An 18,521-nucleotide genomic window follows, 5' to 3' on the forward strand; every position below is an offset into this window, starting at 1 on the left:
CAGACAAAATATTGAAAAAATGGACAATTTCAAGAGAACACGTCCACTTTTAAAGGAGAAAGCGATGGAGAAGCAGTTATTAACCTTATGGAACAGCGGATCTTCAGGAAATGTAAAGCACGAAGAAATAGCGAAAGCCCTCGACCTCAGCACGAAACAGACCACTCGCTACATCAAAAAATGGGCTGATCAAGGATGGCTGGAGTATACAGCGGGACGCGGCAGAGGTAATTTATCCAAACTGGTGTGGTTAAAAGATGTCGAAGCGATTTTCGAAGACCAGGTGATGACTATCATTAATCAAGAAGCTGTAGAGGAAAGCAGCAAATACTTACTGTACGATTGGTCTAGTACCAGTAAATCGAGGCTGCTCAACCAATTCCGCCTGAGATTTGGGTATTTTCAAAGCGCCGATGAAATCGATAAGTTGATCGTTCCAAGGCGCCATAAATTGCTGACTTTGCATCCGCTGAAAGCGATCGATATGCAAAGCGCCAATATGGTGGCCAATGTATTTAACCGTCTGGTGGCGGTGGATGAAAACGGCGTAATCAAACCCGAACTTGCCCACGCTTGGGATGTCGGCGAATTTCATCTTCGGCTTTATTTGCATAAAGGCGTCAAGTTCCATGACGGCTCTACTTTAACTGCCGATGATGTGGTAACTTGTCTCAATCGATTGCGAAACCATGTGTATTTTAATTCCTTGTGGGAACCGGTGGCTGAAGTGAAAGCCCCATCCCCATTAGTTGTGGACCTGTTCTTTCCTGAGGGATGCAGCTACTGTCTTCAATTGCTCGGCATGATGAATTCGAGCATTTATAAAGAAAGCAACGGCAGGAATTGGGGAACCGGTGCATTTTATGAAGCGGAAAATTCAGAAGACAAAACATCATTAAAAGCCTTCGATGAGTATTTTCAAAAAAGGCCCTTGCTCGATGTCGTTGATTTTATTCAGGTTCCGAGAGATTTTGAAATCACATATCGTTCATCAAGCCATACGAAAGAAGCAGCCACATTTCAAGTGGAAAGTGATACTGGATTCGGCGTCGTCGTGATGAATGCGTTCCGTTCAACTGATATCCGGCGGCAAGAAGTGCGGGATTATGTTCACTATGTCATCGCGAAACACCGGCGTACGATAAGTGATTATCATAAGCGTGCATTACCGAATGGCAAGAGTTGCTTAGTTGGATACGACCAATGTTTTATCGTACCAGAAATGGAACGCCCCCACTTTAATCAAGCCTTAGTCTTAAAAGCGGTCAAGCACTCCGAACAATCTGCAATATGGTTGAAAGAGGCTCTCGAACAAGAAGGAGTTCCCGTAAAGGTACATTGGATGTCTTTTGCAGAAAAGCTATCGGATCATGGGACAGAACAGCAAGGCGACCTATTTATTCATGGAGAAGTATTGGAAATGAACCAAAACTTCTCATTCTTTTACTTTCTGAAGAACAGCTACTCGCCTATAGCTGGGGCGATATCGAAACACAAAGAAGTACTCGATTGCCTTGACCAGTATGCGCAGACGCCTTTCGCACAATGGACTTCTTTAAACTTACAAGTCGAGAAGCTATTATTGGAGTCTTCGATCATGATTCCGCTTTATTACGAGAAGCGCCATGTTCCCTTTTCCGCAGATTTAATGAACATTAAAATCAGCCATTTCGGATATGTCGACTATTCCAACTTGTGGGTGCGGCCGAATGTTTGATGAAGGGCTGAATTATATTGCAGAGAAAAGGACAGAAGAGTCAGTGATCTCTTCTGTCCTTTTGTTTCAAGAGTAATAATTACCATTACAACAGTAGGTAGATATCGTAACGCTTCAAGTAGTCAGAAAATTGATAAGGATTTTTTGAAACCTTAGTGGTAGACTATTGGTCTTACTTTAAAAGGAAATAACTAACAGGAGGTTCTTATGAAACTGAAAATCATCCACACGAACGATGTTCACAGTAATTATCAAAACTTTGCGCGAGCGGCAAGCATGATCAAGGAATTGAAAGACGAAAATACGCTCATCCTCGATGGTGGCGATTTTGCCGATTTCAAAAGCATTGAGTTGCAAGGAACGCGCGGCGTGGCTGCGCTTGAATTGCTTCAATCGACCGGCTATGACGCTTTAACAATTGGGAATAACGAGATGTTCAATGGCATAGAGACCTTGGAGCATATGGCTACAACCAGCCCGCTGCCTTTCATTAGCAACAATCTCCGAAAAAAAGATGGAAGTGAAATTCAAGGCGTTGTCAAAAGTACGATTTTACATAAAAATGGCTTGCGTATATTAGTTACAGGATCTTCCCCCGACATGGATGTTTTCAATGACGGGCTTGGAATCAGTGTTTCGGATTACGTCACTATGACACAACAAGAAATCTTAAGCCGCACGGGTTCGTATGATATTTGCATCTTGTTGAGCCATGTGGGCACAGCTGCCGATGAAGAACTAGCTCGAGCGATTCCTGAAATTGATGTCGTGATTTCGGCACACGACCATCAGCTGTATTCAGAAGCAAAACTGGTGAACGAGACGATCATGAACAGCGCAGGAAATTACGCTGAACATATTGGTGTGATCGAGCTTGGTGTGACAAACGGCAAGGTTGAGCTTCTTCATTCGGCCACGTACTCAACAAAACACACTGCACCGGATTCTGTGGTAATGGATATTTTGAAAGATAATAAAGTGAAAGCGCTCGCTTCTTTAGGGAAGTCCCTATACGATTTACCGGAGCCGCTTTGGCATGACGTCATTGAAGAAAATCCATTGACCAATTTGATCGCGGACGGCTTGCGGGACATGATGCAATGTGATATCGGATTGATCAATAGCGGCATCACCAATGCTGGCCTGTTTCACAATATTTCCCGTCAAAAACTAATTGAAGTTTGTCCATCTCCACTAAATCCGACTTCTTTTGAAGTACAAGGCATGCAGCTAAAAAAAGCATTCACGCAATCCTTAGATGCACAAGCGTGCCTGGCGGATGGTCGTGGACCTGGATTCCGAGGAAAATTTGTCGGCCGGCTGCACATTTCAGGAGCTGCGATCATCCATGATGGCAAACGTGTTCAAGACATCCTGATTGATGGTAAATCAATACAGGACGAGCAGTGGTACAAAGTCGCCAGTTCCGATTACCTACAGCGCGGATCCGGCTACCCGGACTTGGCCGAAAATCGAAACCAGGTCTATATGGCCGAAGAAATTAAAGATGTCATTCAAATCTATGCGAACCAGCCCAAGTTCCTTGAGCAGGCTTTTAAAATGCGAACGGAAAGACAAGCTGAACATGCAGAACTCGGTTCTCCTCCCTTGTGAGACAGCCACTGCAGGAACAATAAAGAAGGGTCAATTATCTGTTGATAATTGACCCTTCTTTTATTCGAATTCGGACTTTTATTTGTTTCAATGAGACAGCTTTGTAGTTGTTGTTTGTTTTTCTTGTGTGATTCGTTGATGGACAATTTTTGCTAACAGAAAGCCTAAACAACCACCAGCCGTATTTAATAGTAAATCATCTATATCAAACGATCCGCGCTTAGTGAAGAACTGCAGCAGTTCTATCACCAGACTGCTAGAGAGAAGAATCTGCCACGAATAAGCAAATTTGATTCTCTTTATGTATAAATAAGCTCCTCCAGGTACAAAGAGCATCACACTAATCAGCAAGGCCGCAATAAATGTTGATAGATTCACTTCAGAGATATAGTTTAAAAAGTCAAAAGGCATCAAATTATAATCACTTGTTTTTCCATCTCCTCTATAAAGAGTCGCAGAGAACAAAAAGATTAAGTAAAGGACAAACGCCAAATCTATATAGATCGGATCGACTTCATATTCTTTCAATAACAACTTAAAACTCATAAAAATGAGGAAAGCCAACAGGAATCTGCCGAGTATATATGGCACTGGGGACACAGCGAACATGACGATTACTTCATCGATGAGGTAATACATCAAAACTTGGGACAACAGCAGTGATAGAACGATCAATAGAGCATTTTTAAGAAAAGTCATTTTTTCACTCCTACGTAAACAGCTTTTATATCTATATTTTACCAAACGTTTTTTTAAAAGAGCTGATTATAGCAAAAAGACTAGTTTAATATTCCACTTCTTCTTTCACCCAATTTATGGAAGTGATATAATCCATGTATTACTCATTAAAACTGTGAATTGATTTACAATACTGCTGATTAGGAGGAATCGAATGTATCTCATACTCGCTGTCTATATTGCCTTATTAAGTTTTGCAGTCCGTAAGTTCGCAGGAAAAAATAGAGAGAAGTGGATCAATGCCGGGTTTCTTACCGCTTTTGTCCTTCCTTTGGTCGTCTTCTTTCTCTTTGCTCGTATTGTAGGTGCTTTAACAGGCGCTGGAATGGGTTCGGCTGCTGCTGGGTTGTTATTTGGAGCCGCTACGTGTATCACTGGGTTCGTCTTTTTATATATTGGGTATACGGCTAAACCCGGGCACTCGTGAAAACAGACTTTTACGGAAATGAAGAGGGAGAAGACGCGCATTTATATTAGCGCAGCTTCTCCCCTTTTTATGAATAAGCCGTACCGTTCACTTCGTTGAAGCATTTCACTTAAACCCTGGATTTTATGAGCTCAAATTGTTAGCCAGGACACTTTTCTCCATAATGCTTCCTAAAGCTCAAATACCTTGTACCAGTACAAAGTAATATCGATATTGGGATTCGCTTTTTGCTTTAAGGTATCAGCACCACCCAATACAAATCCTTGATTTGCATAGAACCGACATGCGATTACATTATCGTTCTGCGCTTCAAGAGATAGACCATTCAATGATTGTCCTTGCGCCCATGCTTGTGCAGCTTCTAACAGGAGCTGACTGACACCCTTTTTTCGGAAACTTTTGCGGACAGCAATATTCTCGATATATGCAAAGCGGTTCCAGTCTTTCACCAAGCGAATCTGCCCGACGCATTTCTTCCCCTGCATCGCCAGGAACACCACTTTCTTCTCACTGTCGATATATTCTGCCCAATTGAGCTGGTCATCAGGGAAACGCGTTTCCGATGGATTGTCGTATAATCGTTCTTTGTATGACCATTTTCCATTCGAAAAGCTCGGGAGAATGTTGCCGATAATGGAAAAAGGCTCATTTGCTTGGCTTACAACGGGGATCAATTCCTTCTGTAATTGTTTTATTGCAAGCTCTTGGCTGTGTTCCATATATAACTCCTCTCGATAGATTGCACCTGCTCTTTATGTACGTTCTATAAAATCCTCGTTTTATTCCCAGCTTTAATTTTTAAATTTATACCAAATGACGTCCCTGAATCGATGTGGTTGGGAACGTTCGATAAGTCGAGCAATTCTTCTAGATGAATATGCTTTTGACTATTCGCTGCTAGTGTAACGGTATAAGGGCCAGCTAAATTCATCAGCGACTCCATCCGCATATCGTCCTCGCTGAAAAATGAATCGATAAATTCCAATTCAACTGTTACAGCCTCATTGCTATGATTGTGCAATGCCAGGTTGCATTCCCCGTCCATGGTGTCATCCATTGTTTCAAAGTCACATTGGCCGTTTCCATCGTATGAAATAGCTGCGGCGCCGCTTGCCAGGGTTTCCTGATACGCCGTGATCAATAGATTCGGTAAAAACATATAGATAATGACCACTGCAATTAGTGCGCGAAATTGGTATTTCTCCAAGCTGTTTAACAATAGAATAATAGCAAGAACAAATAAAACGGAACCTATAATTCCCAATAGATTGTATCCATTCTCATCTTCGATTACAAAGGACATAAAAGTAATTTGTGCCCCTGTCATCACATCGTTGGGGAATGGAAAAAACAAAGACATGCATATAGCGAAAATAATAAGCGAACCAAAGAACCCCGATTTACTTTTTATCATAATCTATCCCCTCTTTTAGTCATGGTCATCTTCCTTGATGTGCGAACTCTTTCCCCAAAATAATAGTACGCGTCAAGTTGAGCATATTGTCTTGTACCTTCTCAGTATTCTTTTTTCGATCAATTAAATAACCAACGTGGTAAACGAAGCCATTGTGATAGGAATAAAATTCGTTAGCGGCGGTACCGACCACATTCAATTTTTCTTCTGCTTCATCATATTCATAATACCGGTACAATAAAGCACTATTTGTCGTCAGCACTTGCTGGAAAATGAAATCATTCCCGCTCAGCTCTTGTTTTTCGAATTTATTTCCAACCGAGTCGGTTGCCTCTCCAACTTCATAATTCTCGACCGGATTTTCGTCCATTTCAGTTACCGAGACGATGAAAAACTCATCTATAATGCCCTCTTCCGATTTCCCAAGATAGCTCAACTGGACTTGATGAATCACTTTTCCGGTTCGGTCTTCGGAAGTGACCACATATGCATTTTCTCCATCTACTTTAAAAGGCAGTAAATTAGAATCGATTCCCTTTTCGAGCAGGTGGTGTTCACTTAAAATCGACGGAGGCAATGGTTGTGCTTCTGCAGGTTTAAAAAACTCCACATGCTCTCTCTCACCTAACCCGTCATAGGCATTGAAATTTTCGCTATAGGTCAGACCAGTCCCCTCTACTTCTTCTAATCCGTCCGGAGCACTAGAACAGCCAGTGCATAGAAAGATGCTCATCATTATCGACATAACAGGTACCAATGGTTTCGTCATTTACGCTTTCCTCTCCTCCAGTATGGCTTCCACAACAGTTCCACTTCTGCGATAACATGATGATGGGGATGGTGTTAAATCCCAGAAACCACATCAATCGGTTCGGAATAATGGTATGGATAAGCTGCAATAAAAAAACTCATTTCATCAGTTAAGAAAATCTAATGAAACGAGTTTGCAGATTAATGCTTCAGTTCTTGATTACAGACACTAGAAGACCCGGAATGCCGTACATAGGAGCATCAATATTTTAGAGATACATACCAAGCCCAACAACTAAAATGATGATAACAACAGATAAGATCAATTTCTCGCCTTAAATGGACTTTACCAAAAATGAATTTATTAAAGGAATTCATTTACTATTTTAGCTATTAATAGAATACCACTAGTATTTGGAAAGTAAATATTTATTAGAAATTTTTTCTTAACTAGTCAAAATGATATCAATAAACATTAAAAACAGTGGCTAATTAACCAATATTTTTGAGATTTAGCTAGCAAATGAGAAATCAATAAGCGTCTCGAGTCATTGTTGCCACAATGCTTGATTTTGGAATAGCTCTTCCAAACGTTGTTTATCCAATTCATTCAAATCGGGTACTTGGATAAGAGTCAGTTCTAAATCGTCAAATCCGTAATTCGATAAGTTATCATTCAATTCTTCCCTTTCAGCCTCGTTGAATCGGTTACCCAAAGTTGTTACAACTAAAAGCTGGCGATCGTCATTGTAGACATGATTAATAACGACTGTTTCCTTGAACTCTTCATCAATGAAACGCTCAATATTGAGGGTGGTCATGTTTTGTCGGATTAATACATACGCACTGAAAATGCTCGGTACTGTAACCAGAATTGTTAAAATGGCGATATAGGTATTGATGCGTTTCTTCTTAGTCAGTTGCAAGCTTTTATCGCTGCGAAGCAACACTTTCACGCCGATAAAGGTCGCAATCAAAATGAAACTGCAATTTATTAGGAAGAGGTAACCTGCCCCTAGAAAATATGACAGATTTTGAGCTGATAAAGAATAACCTATCGTACAAACTGGCGGCATCAGTGCTGTTGCAATCGCGACCCCTGGCACTATATTGTTCGCGACCTTCTTGCGCAGGCCTATCCACCCTGCTGTTCCTCCAGCAAAAGCGATCAACACATCCCAAATGGTCGGGAAAGTTCTTGCGATAATTTCATCACTGGCTTGCGTGATTGGGGAAAATGAAAAATAGAGAAAGGAGGTCAATATACTGATTCCCAATTGAACTCCTAAAAGACGCAAAGCCTTGTAAAACAACTTCATATCAGATATTCCCAAAGAAAGGCCGAGGCCAAGTATTGGATTCATCAACGGTGAAATGAGCATTGCACCAATAACAACTGGAATGGAGTTCAAGTTTAAACCGATGGACGCGATAAAAATGGCACACATCAAAATCACTGCGTTGCTCGACTTAATCGACAATTCGTTATCGATATTACTCCTGATCTCCCTCAGATTGTATTGCATAACCATCCACCTCTCTTTAATATCACTATGAAGTTCATTAGGTTTGGTTATCTATACGCTACACTATTTCCGTTCTTCCGCATTAGTTTTTAAATACTTCTACCTCCCAGTCTTTATATCCTCTTTAAAGCAAGGCTTGCTCATTTAAATGTACATTTTTTGCTGTCATGATAATAAATGAGCTAACGGATAAACGCTGTTTCGCATTTAGCTAGTGCATCGTTTAACCATTCAGGGTGCATCTTTAATAAATCATCTGGCAGAAGGTGTACATCAAAGAACTTAACATCTATCGACTCAGCGGAATTGCATTGCAAGGTCCCCCCTGTGATTTCAGCAAGAAAGCAAGTCGTGATAAAATGCACGGTTCTGCCACTAGGATAAGCAAACACCTGAGAGTCAGGGTCAGAGTATACGCCGATTAACTTGGTAATTTTCACCTCTAAATTAGTCTCCTCTTTCACTTCTCGGATAGCTGCCTCAGCAACTGTTTCGCCTATCTCCACATGGCCTGAAGGGATGCCCCATAATCGTACATCCGCTCTTTTCTGCAACAAAACTTGATTCTGTTCATTTAGGATCACCACCGCGACCCCCGCTTTTAAATCATCAATCTTTTTCATTCCATAAACCTCCTTCTCATAATAAAAAGGTCCGAGAAGAAAGAATTCAACGCATAACAAATACGTTGAACCTTTCCCCTCGGACCTTTTATGTCAATAGGTGCCTTTTACGTAGAGTAAAAGATGCAGCCCTCGGTCACTGACCTACCTAGATAGCGGAACCCTAGCTACAATTTTCCAGTTCGCTTTCATTCTACAGATTTGTTCTCGATAATGGAATACATAATGGCTTTTCCATTATTATGTGTTAAAAAGCACACCATTCAGCGCATCAACATATCTTCTAGCCGAGTTTTGTACGGCTTCCCGCGCATCGTTCACTACGATGCGGAGAAACGCATCATACACTCGGTCGAAGCGGATTTCGTTTAACTGTTCGGCCATTCTTTCGACAGTGGGCACAGGCAACGGAATGAAGTTCGGGTAGCTATACATAAAACTGACCCACTCGCGGTCTGCCACGACGCGGATGATATCGCCTGTCAATAACACGCCTTTGCCGTCATTCCCTTCTTTCCATTCCAAAATAGCTGCGCCTTTGAAATGGCCGCCGATCCGGTGCAGCGTGAACCCTTCCGCAACTTCGAGCGTTTCGCCTGACCAAAAGATAATGCGCTCGCTTGGCCGGGTTACCCATTGCTTATCATCTTCGTGAATGTAGATTGCGGCATCGAAGGTTTCAGCCCATTCTACTTGAGTCGAATAATAATGGGGATGGGACAAGGCAATGGCATCGATTCCTCCGAGAGCTTTAATTTTTTCAATAGTTTGAGCGTCGAGATATGTTAGACAATCCCACAGGATATTGAAGTTCTCCCCTTGAACCAAGTAGGCTGTTTGACCAATCGCAAAACTTGGTACTGTCGTTATACTTGAGAGCCTTTGCTCTTCTGACGTAATCTCGTTCTGATACGCAGCGGATTGAGCCATCTCTTCTAACGTTGTCCAACTTTGCCCTTTTGGACTGACGTATTGCCGTTCTTCAGTACAGATCGAACAATGCTCGGGTGCTGCCCCAGTACTTTCGGTTTGCACACCGCACGTAGTACAAATGAAATTATTCATTTCCTTCATCCTTCCGATTTTTAAATGTCTATTAAATTTAGTATATCCTAAAATTTTCAATTTCATTTATAGTTTTTGATTTTCTCTTTCTAAATGCTTTCAGCACTTTTCTTTATAGCTTTCGGTTAAATTGAAATGAACCTATTAGGTTTCGGCTTTTTAATTTTAACGGAATTTTTGATTTAATTAGTGCTTGCATTCAATTTTAGATAGATTTATAATCATTTGTAGAAACGTTTCAACAAAAATTAAATATATACATTTGATTGACTGAATCACTTCTCATTTATCTGTTTTTTAGAGGCTTTATTTAATAATTTGAAAGCGTTATCAGCTATATTTTCGTAGAAACGATTCACCTATTGAGACGATAATAAGAAATCAGCTACAATCTGTCCTGATTTCAAAGCCTAAGGAGTGTACTTGATGAATTCTTCCAAGACAAAAGCTGTACCGTATCTGTTCATAGGACCGGCTGTATTTTTACTGATTATTTTCTCATTCCTTCCCATTCTTATAGCATTTGGGATCAGCTTCACTGATACGAATTTGAGTGGGTTAGCAGACTGGTCCAGAATTAACTTCTTAGGCTTCGAAAACTTCAAAAACTTATTTTATGACGAAGTTTTTCGCCAAGCAATCGTTAATACATTTTTCTATGTTGTCATAGGGGTGCCGCTTGCGGTGGGTACTTCTTTCGTTATCGCGTTATTTTTAAAATTAATAAACGATTGGGCATCATCTGTTTTCCGAATAATCTATTATATCCCTTCCATCACAAATATCGTTGCTTTAGCGGTCGTTTGGCAATTTCTCTACAATCAGGAATATGGATTATTTAATTATTTGCTGTCGGTGGTAAACCTCGAAGCTATACCTTGGCTGGAGGATCCTTTTATCGCGAAGTTGTCACTCATACTTATGGCTGTTTGGAAAAGTAATGGAGTCAGTATGCTTATATTCCTGGCGGCTCTCCAATCCATTCCTAAGATGTACTACGAGGCAGCTGATATTGATGGTGCAAACCGTTGGCAAAAACTGTTTAATATTACCCTTCCCTCCATGCGGTTTGCTACATTCTTTGTCACCGTCACAACACTTATTGGTTGGCTGCAGTTTTTTGAGGAACCGTTCATCATGACAGATGGCGGCCCATTGAACGGAACAAATTCGTTGGCTTTGTTTATATATCAAGAAGGTTTCCAACATAGTGAATTTGGCTACGGCGCTGCCGCCTCGTTTGTCTTATTTATTATTATAATCGCAGCAACGCTTGTCCAATTTAAATTACGTCGACCAGAAGACAATTGAGGAGGCCATTTTATGGAATTAAAAAATAAGTACGAACGTGCGCTGATCTATACGCTGATGACCATTGGCGGCTTACTTGTTTCTTTGCCATTTGTCTGGATGATTCTGAGTTCCTTCAAGGATGAGCGGGAAGTTTTAAGTATTCCCCCTACCTTATTTCCTGAGAACCCGACCATTGCGCATTATTTCACTTTATTCGAGAACTTGAATTTTGATGTCTATTTAGTAAATACGTTAATTATTGTATTTTTTTCGATGATTGGACTGCTGCTAAATACGATGGCCGGCTACGGTTTCGGCAAGTTCCAATTTCGCGGAAAAGAAACTTGGTTTATTGTAGTTTTAATTACCATGATGATCCCCGGGCAGGTTACAATGATTCCAACGTATCTAATCCTGAATGAAGCTGGTTTAACAAATACAATGACTGGTATTATTCTGCCAGGTCTAATTGCTGCGTTCAATATCTTTTTAATCAGACAATTCATGGTGACCATTCCGGATGATTTAATTGAAGCTGCCAGACTGGATGGAGCTAATGAATTTTATATCTTTGTTAAACTGATCATCCCACTTTCCAAACCGATTTTAGCTGTCCAAATTATTTTGACGTTTATTGGCTCTTGGAATAGTTTCTTATGGCCGTTGATTATTGCTAACGATGAATCTTTGTACACTCTCTCTGTAGGACTCGCATTATTACAAGATCAAAATGTAACCAACTATGGTTTGCAAATGGCGGGTTCTGCGTTTATGGTGGTGCCAGTCCTCATCATTTTTATAATCTTCCAGAAATACATCGTCGAAGGTTTTAACGTCTCGGGAATCAAGTGAAACGAATTGGAGTGTGAACAAACTTATGGCAATAATTCAATGCACCTTTTCTTCCGAAGTGTTATCTAGAAGCATGTCTATGACTGTAATCCTTCCCCAATCTGTTAACAATGAAGATAAGCGTTATCCAACGCTCTACCTGCTTCACGGTTTCAGTGATGACCATACTGCTTGGACGCGCAGTACTTCACTGGAACGCTATGCAGAGCATTTAAGCTTGGCCATAGTCATGCCTGGGGCAGACAATAGCTATTATAGTGATATGGTTCATGGAGGAAATTACTGGAAATTCATTACAGAGGAACTTCCTGCAACGGCTCGTTCATTCTTTCCGTTATCAGATAAGCGGGAAGACAACTTTGTTGCCGGAAATTCGATGGGCGGTTTCGGGGCGTTAAAATGGGGACTGAGCCATCCGCAAGCTTTTTGTGCTATTGCCAGCTTATCCGGAGTTACAGATATGGTATATCACTTGCATAATGTAAGGACGGAGGGCCCGGAAGATAAAAGAAAAACTCTTTCTCTTGTTTTTGGCGAAGAAAATATAGATCAGACATCGAACGACCTTCTTTGGCAACTTGAACAAGTATCAAAAGATAGCGTTCCCCAGCCAAAATTGTTTCAGGCCTGTGGCACAGAAGATTTCCTGTACGAACATAACATGCGATTTTATAAAAAGTGCCAGGACACAGACTTAGACCTTACAGCAATTTTTAATGAAGGTGATCACAATTGGGAATACTGGGATGAGAAAATTCAAGAAGTGCTGCATTGGCTTCCGATTCAAAATTAAAACCCATCAAAAGTTTCTTAATTATTTATGTTATACAACACGGTTAGGATAAGGCATAAAAATTTCACATCTGGAGGAAAGATCATGACCACAATAAAAGATGTAGCAAAACTGGCCGGCGTATCTATTTCAACAGTATCCTATACGTTAAATAACAGCCCGCGCATCAGTGCATCTACTAAAAAACGCGTAGAAGAAGCTGCTAAAGCCTTAAACTACAAAAAAAATGGCTTTGCATCCGATTTAAAACGTTCTAAAACAAATACAATCGCGCTCTTGTTGAGCGATTTATCCGGTCCCTATTATTCTGAACTAATCCAAGGCGTTCAGGATATCACTACTTCCAATGGCTACGACTTAATAGCATGTAGTTCTATCGGCGGCGCGCAATCTACAGCTGTAAAATTTTTATCTGAAAAACGGGTAGACGGAGCAGTCATCCTTGCCCATAACATTAGCGATGAAACCATGTTAGAATCTGCTAAAAGTGTTCCGATTGTCCTATTAGACAGGATATTGGACGAAGAACATATCTATCTCGTCGAAGTCGATAATATTGAAGGCGGATACCACGCCACAGAGTACTTGATCGATCGCGGACATTCTCAAATTGCCTTTGTCAGCGGCCCCGCAGATTCCCACGACAGCAGCTTCCGCTATCAAGGTTACAGAAATGCCCTTCAAGACCATCACATTGACTACCAATCCAAGTGGTATATTACAAGTAACTTTACAAAAGAAGGAGGATACCGGGCAACAAAGTTATTAATAGCTCAGCAAGGCCTGCCGCAGGCTATTTTTTATGCCAATGATGAGATGGCGATTGGTGGAATGCAGGCGTTCCGAGAAACAAATCTCCGCGTACCCGAGGACATTTCCATCATCGGTTACGATGACATTCAATTAGCAGATTATACCTCCCCCCCTCTCACCACAATTAGACAACCCAAGTATGAAGCTGGTTCACTGGCGGCACATTTAATTTTCCAGTTAATTGCTGGTGAAAAAATCGACCGTCATTATAAGCTTTCCACTGAAATCATCGAACGGCAGACAGTGAAAGACTTAAACACCTTTTCCTAAAAGGTGTTTTTTTTACAAATTTTTTTGATCCATCCGCTATGATCCAGAGCTATTAAACCCAATAATGCCCCGTCCACTAAAGCGGCCTAGAAAATTAGGCGCTCACTTTAGGGCGGGGCATTAATATTAGACTATCTTATCTTTTATTTAATACGCTCTTCTGTTTCTCTATCAAAGAAGTGGGCTTTATTCATATCAAAGGCCAAGTCGATCTTCTCTCCTGCTTCTACGCCGAATCGTGAATCGACGCGTGCAATGAAATCCTGTCCGGATACACGTGAATACAGAATGATCTCTGAGCCCATTAGTTCCGCCACGTCAATCATTGCCTGTACCTTCGTTTGTGGGGAAAAATCCAGAAATACCGGTTCATCATGAATATCTTCCGGTCGTATGCCTAAGACGATTTCCCTTCCATCGTAGCCTTGTTCACGCAGCACATGCAACTGTCTTTCTGGAATTAATACGCTATTTTCACCCATCACGAAACTGTTATCAATGAGCTTGCCTTGCATGAAGTTCATAGAAGGTGAGCCAATAAAACCGCCGACGAACATATTATTAGGCTCGTCATATACTTCTTTGGGCGAGCCCACCTGTTGAATTAAACCATCTTTCATAACCACCAGGCGTGTTGCCATCGTCATTGCTTCTGTCTGGTCATGCGTTACATAGACAGTTGTGGTTTGTAAGCGTTTATGGAGCTTCTGAATTTCAGTACGCATCTGCACTCGCAGTTTCGCATCCAGGTTGGATAAAGGTTCATCCATCAAGAACACTTCCGCGTCACGTACGATGGCACGGCCTAAAGCTACACGTTGGCGTTGGCCGCCTGACAGCTCTTTTGGTTTACGCTGTAAATATTCTTCAAGGCCAAGGATGTTCGCTGCTTTATCGACTCGATCTTTAATTTCCGTTTTTTTCAGCTTGCGTAGTTTCAAACTGAAAGCCATATTGTCATAAACATTCATATGAGGATATAGTGCATAATTTTGGAAGACCATTGCAATGTCGCGATCTTTTGGCGAGACGTCGTTGACACGGTTTTCACCGATAAATAAATCCCCTTCCGTGATATCCTCAAGCCCGGCAATCATGCGCAGGGTCGTTGATTTACCACATCCCGAAGGTCCCACTAAGACCAGAAATTCTTTATCTCTAATTTCAAGATTGAAATCCTTTACAGAAACAACCTCTTTGTCATAGATTTTTTTAATGTTAACTAAATTTAATCCCGCCACGCTGTTACCTCCATTGAATGAAGCGATTTTTTCTTGAAGTTTAAAGGTGAACCTCGATATGGTTATCAGTTTTCTCTAATAGTGCATCCAACTGGATTCGCGAAACAATTAGGCCGCCAGTACGATATTGATTTTCTAGTTCTTCCGTTTGCACTTTACGTCCGTTAAAGACAATCTCTCGCTTATTGGTTTTCAGTCGATAGGTAAATGTCACCGGAAAGCCATTCCAGGAGTAATGAAACTGTAATCCATCCAACCGTTCAGGAAGAACAGGATCAATTACCATATCGCCTTGATGCTGGCGGATGCCAAGTGTATTGGAAATAAGCTGGTTCATGTAAATTCCCGGTCCGCTTGAATAGATTCTCCATCCGCCCTTTACCTGTACTGCCCCGTCTTTTAGTTGCTCAAAATTCTCCTGAGCCTCGTAACGCGTATCAAACTTGCCGTCCGAGCTGCTAAAATAAGCATTGCTTTGCCGGATTTCCGCGTTCGGTACGGCATCTTGAATGGCAATTGGGTTGATAACAGCGAGCCCATCCCACGCCTCATCCGTCAGTCCAAGTTTTGCTACAGCTTCTACGTAACGAATATGTGCGTGCACGTATTGAAGCCCAACTTCCCTTCCAAAGTTTGCGGCCTGTTCTGCCCTTTTGAAATTTCTGCTGGCGCCCCCCTGGTAATCCGCCGGGCGATTCATCAAATGCACACCATCCGGAAAACTCAGATGCTCTTTGATCAGGAGATGATGATGGCGTGCTTGTTCTTTAGTAAAGAGTTCACTGATAATCCCCTGTTGCATAGGCAATAAACGATATTGAATTCCGGTTTTTTGATCATCGGGATGTATCATCGGTTCTATTGATTCTAAATCTTCCATATAGACAAATCCTGGAACCACATCGGTTTTCAGTAAATAATGATTGAAATCCCGCTTGACTCCATCTGCCAACGCTTGCACTTTATCCGCTTGTGGTCCATCTGTCTTCATAATGGCTTTGGCAATCTTTCTTAGCGCCTCATATGTCAATGCCACTGTCCAGCTGCTGACCATATACTCTTTTAAATTCTGGTTTGCCGGCTGTAGGGTATCATCCCAGTCACCATCTCCATATGAAGATAAATGCGTGCTATGCAGAAAATGACTCTTTATGTAATCAATTTCTTTTTGTACATGATCGAGAAGAGATGCTTTCTTTTCAGTAAAACAATAATTTTGTCGATTGGTGAACGGAACCTCTTCTTGCAAAATCGAAAAGTCGTTTGTCGCCTCTATATAATCACCAATTAGTTTTAAAGGCCAGACAACCACATCGCCATGGCTGTCCTCCTGCTGAATTTGACTGTAACGGTCGAACATAAACCACTGGGGCCAATTGCCTTCATCTTCATACTGATGGGAGAACAGAGTTTTGATAATATCTCGGACGGTTTCATAATTCTGGGTAGCCATGAAATATTCTGCCGGCCCTTGACTTACATCCCGCGTTCCCCAAGCCGCACCGCCGTATTGTTCCAAACCATGCGGCACTGAAAAGTGGACAAGCATATTATGCGTATACCACCAAGCAAGGGTATTTACTTTTTCAATTTCTTTTACAAATTGTTCACCGTTAATGGATAACCTAAAGTTTTTCATGACATCTTGGTAAAAAGTACGGAATCGCTGGCGCTCAGTTTCAAAATCTAACTCAGCGATTGGAAAGTGTTCTTTATTTTCTATACTGCCTTGAATATGAATATTCCACGAAGAGGCTTCTTTTAATTCCACTACGACTAGAGATGCCGAGCCCGCTAAAGCGTTATTCGCCATAAAGCTTTCGTCTTTCACAGAAAACTCCGTTCCAGATATCAACATTCGGTACGCAAGGCCAGGGTATACCCCTTTGCTGTCAGCTTCGTCAGTCGCTTGAAAAATCAGCTCATCGCCAATTTCAGTAAGTTGGAACGGTACTTCATATTCATTGTTTTGCATCGTGACTTGATTGGTAATTATGAAACGATAGTTCCTTCCTTTTTCTGAAGTTGCTTCCAACTGTATATCAGGTGTTTCTAATGCAGCGAAATTCGTAATTGTGATAACATCTGTTTCTGTTTTGTAGAACCAGCGCGCGTAGTTCACACCCATTTCAAAAGCGGAAGGCATGGTTAGTAATCGATAAACCCCTTCGATTTCGACATAAATCCGTTGGCCGGAAGTTTTTAAGATGTTCAGCGGATTTCTCGTATTGGAAATCATTTTATTCATATTCGTATTGCCAATTGAAATTTGCGCATTAAAAACACCGTACATATACATATTGCTCGTAAGGGTAGTATCTTTTATGACATCATTATGACCGCTCATCAAAATATGACCGTGTGGGCGTTCGACTTGCATTTCTTTTTGCTGCATCACCACATGTGCATGTTCAGGAGTAAAGAAGGACATCAATTTTCCTTCTACCGTTTCCTCCAGACGGCGATTCGGGAAGCGTTCTGCCACCTCTTCTGCCGTCATCTGCAATGCTGAAAAAGGCTTTCCAATTCCAGAAGCGGCATGCACATCATTGACCTGTTCATTTTGTTGAACACTCTTTATAGTTGCCCACGCCTGATGCACTTGCTCATCATACTCAAGTTCTGTCACTGCGTTTTCGTGATTTTCCTTAAATAAGCCATAGAAAACGAACTGTTTCTCGCCATTTATATGAAGTTTTTCCGACTGCAGTGCTGTATAGGCAAATTCATACTGGTACACCTTATTTTTCAGCGTCTGTTCGGTTAGAATCTCTGGCATGTTTGTTTTTTTATAAGATAGACCGAAAAATTGGTAACCATCTGTTGAATAGCCAACTGTTTTTCCAAGCGCGCCTTGTTGCAGGTAAGGAAAGCCTCTTTTTTGAGGTTGATTCTGTCTCGTGCAGACTACATATCCCCTTGTATCGTCTTCAAATGCCTGATGATCCATGTATTGAGACATATACGCCTCGTTAGAACGAACAGCACTAAGGTCAGCCAAGCCGAGGTCTTGTCCGTATATCAAATCGGCTGTCACGCCATCTGCGCGCAAAATAACTTCCCAGAACCAAATGGCCTGATCAGTTAAATGGAAGTTTACGTTGTAAGCAACCCCTCCGGACTCACCACTGAAAATTACACCTTTTTCGTGTTTGCTCATTGCACTGCCAGAAGCGGTTCCTAGCAACGGATACCAATTGATGGTCCCTTCGTCATAAATTCTGAGATAGATATTATTCATCGATCCATCAAGCGGATTGCCTTGCAGTTGATTGATTAGAACTTGTCCATCCATAATTTTGTGTATATCTCCACTGGGCAGAAAAGTGAAACAAAGATTGCCCTGTTTAACCGGAAACTGCATCTGTGCATTACGTACCATAGA

The 18,521-nt window shown here is 41.4% G+C and carries 16 protein-coding genes; 7 read left to right on the forward strand and 9 right to left on the reverse strand.

What is annotated here, in order from left to right; all coding sequences use genetic code 11:
* Nucleotides 1–64: 64 nt before the first annotated feature.
* Together KTG14_RS04540 and KTG14_RS04545 are read left to right on the forward strand one after the other, a co-directional pair.
* A complete protein-coding gene (locus KTG14_RS04540) occupies nucleotides 65–1,717 on the forward strand; it encodes an ABC transporter substrate-binding protein (protein ID WP_216969759.1) in 1,653 nt (550 codons plus the stop codon).
* Nucleotides 1,718–1,924: 207 nt separating this feature from the next.
* Nucleotides 1,925–3,331 carry a bifunctional metallophosphatase/5'-nucleotidase gene (locus KTG14_RS04545; protein ID WP_216969760.1) on the forward strand — a complete coding sequence of 469 codons (1,407 nt, stop codon included), beginning with the start codon at nucleotides 1,925–1,927 and terminating at the stop codon, nucleotides 3,329–3,331.
* Nucleotides 3,332–3,418: 87 nt separating this feature from the next.
* Here the strand turns inward: KTG14_RS04545 and KTG14_RS04550 are convergent, their stop codons facing one another.
* The gene (locus KTG14_RS04550) at nucleotides 3,419–4,030 is read right to left on the reverse strand and encodes a VanZ family protein (RefSeq protein WP_216969761.1); all 612 of its coding nucleotides are present in this window, start codon (nucleotides 4,028–4,030) and stop codon (nucleotides 3,419–3,421) included.
* A gap of 193 nt (nucleotides 4,031–4,223) precedes the next feature.
* Between KTG14_RS04550 and KTG14_RS04555 the strand changes: the two genes are divergently transcribed.
* Complete coding sequence (locus KTG14_RS04555) at nucleotides 4,224–4,496, forward strand: hypothetical protein (protein WP_216969768.1); 273 nt, start codon at nucleotides 4,224–4,226, stop codon at nucleotides 4,494–4,496.
* 170 nt (nucleotides 4,497–4,666) lie between these two features.
* Here KTG14_RS04555 and KTG14_RS04560 read toward each other — a convergent pair whose 3' ends face one another.
* The 6 genes from KTG14_RS04560 to KTG14_RS04585 form a co-directional block, all read right to left on the reverse strand.
* Nucleotides 4,667–5,215, reverse strand: coding sequence for a GNAT family N-acetyltransferase (locus KTG14_RS04560; protein WP_216969769.1), 549 nt, complete (start codon nucleotides 5,213–5,215; stop codon nucleotides 4,667–4,669).
* A gap of 44 nt (nucleotides 5,216–5,259) precedes the next feature.
* Nucleotides 5,260–5,910, reverse strand: coding sequence for a hypothetical protein (locus KTG14_RS04565; protein ID WP_216969771.1), 651 nt, complete (start codon nucleotides 5,908–5,910; stop codon nucleotides 5,260–5,262).
* A 25-nt stretch (nucleotides 5,911–5,935) separates the two neighbouring features.
* Nucleotides 5,936–6,679: a hypothetical protein gene (locus KTG14_RS04570; RefSeq protein WP_216969773.1), complete on the reverse strand. Its 744-nt coding sequence runs from the start codon at nucleotides 6,677–6,679 to the stop codon at nucleotides 5,936–5,938.
* Nucleotides 6,680–7,208: 529 nt separating this feature from the next.
* Nucleotides 7,209–8,186 (reverse strand): DUF389 domain-containing protein, encoded by a 978-nt coding sequence (locus KTG14_RS04575; protein ID WP_254178000.1) that lies wholly within the window; start codon nucleotides 8,184–8,186, stop codon nucleotides 7,209–7,211.
* A 182-nt stretch (nucleotides 8,187–8,368) separates the two neighbouring features.
* On the reverse strand, nucleotides 8,369–8,809 hold the full coding sequence (locus KTG14_RS04580; RefSeq protein ID WP_216969777.1) for an NUDIX domain-containing protein: 441 nt from the start codon (nucleotides 8,807–8,809) through the stop codon (nucleotides 8,369–8,371).
* A 240-nt stretch (nucleotides 8,810–9,049) separates the two neighbouring features.
* Nucleotides 9,050–9,874, reverse strand: a complete 825-nt coding sequence (locus KTG14_RS04585) for an MBL fold metallo-hydrolase (protein WP_216969779.1) — start codon at nucleotides 9,872–9,874, stop codon at nucleotides 9,050–9,052.
* A 426-nt stretch (nucleotides 9,875–10,300) separates the two neighbouring features.
* Between KTG14_RS04585 and KTG14_RS04590 the strand changes: the two genes are divergently transcribed.
* The 4 genes from KTG14_RS04590 (at nucleotide 10,301) to KTG14_RS04605 (ending at nucleotide 13,895) form a co-directional block, all read left to right on the forward strand.
* The gene (locus tag KTG14_RS04590) at nucleotides 10,301–11,185 is read left to right on the forward strand and encodes a carbohydrate ABC transporter permease (protein WP_216969781.1); all 885 of its coding nucleotides are present in this window, start codon (nucleotides 10,301–10,303) and stop codon (nucleotides 11,183–11,185) included.
* A 12-nt stretch (nucleotides 11,186–11,197) separates the two neighbouring features.
* Nucleotides 11,198–12,019, forward strand: coding sequence for a carbohydrate ABC transporter permease (locus KTG14_RS04595; RefSeq protein WP_216969791.1), 822 nt, complete (start codon nucleotides 11,198–11,200; stop codon nucleotides 12,017–12,019).
* Nucleotides 12,020–12,044: 25 nt separating this feature from the next.
* On the forward strand, nucleotides 12,045–12,812 hold the full coding sequence (locus KTG14_RS04600; RefSeq protein ID WP_216969793.1) for an alpha/beta hydrolase: 768 nt from the start codon (nucleotides 12,045–12,047) through the stop codon (nucleotides 12,810–12,812).
* 84 nt (nucleotides 12,813–12,896) lie between these two features.
* Nucleotides 12,897–13,895, forward strand: a complete 999-nt coding sequence (locus KTG14_RS04605) for a LacI family DNA-binding transcriptional regulator (protein WP_216969800.1) — start codon at nucleotides 12,897–12,899, stop codon at nucleotides 13,893–13,895.
* Nucleotides 13,896–14,038: 143 nt separating this feature from the next.
* Here KTG14_RS04605 and KTG14_RS04610 read toward each other — a convergent pair whose 3' ends face one another.
* Complete coding sequence (locus KTG14_RS04610; protein ID WP_216969802.1) at nucleotides 14,039–15,136, reverse strand: ABC transporter ATP-binding protein; 1,098 nt, start codon at nucleotides 15,134–15,136, stop codon at nucleotides 14,039–14,041.
* A gap of 40 nt (nucleotides 15,137–15,176) precedes the next feature.
* The gene (locus KTG14_RS04615) at nucleotides 15,177–18,518 is read right to left on the reverse strand and encodes a GH36-type glycosyl hydrolase domain-containing protein (RefSeq protein ID WP_216969804.1); all 3,342 of its coding nucleotides are present in this window, start codon (nucleotides 18,516–18,518) and stop codon (nucleotides 15,177–15,179) included.
* Nucleotides 18,519–18,521 lie beyond the last annotated feature (3 nt).

The sequence above is a fragment of the Planococcus sp. CP5-4_YE genome (genome assembly GCF_019042655.1).
Taxonomy (GTDB): Bacteria; Bacillota; Bacilli; order Bacillales_A; family Planococcaceae; genus Planococcus.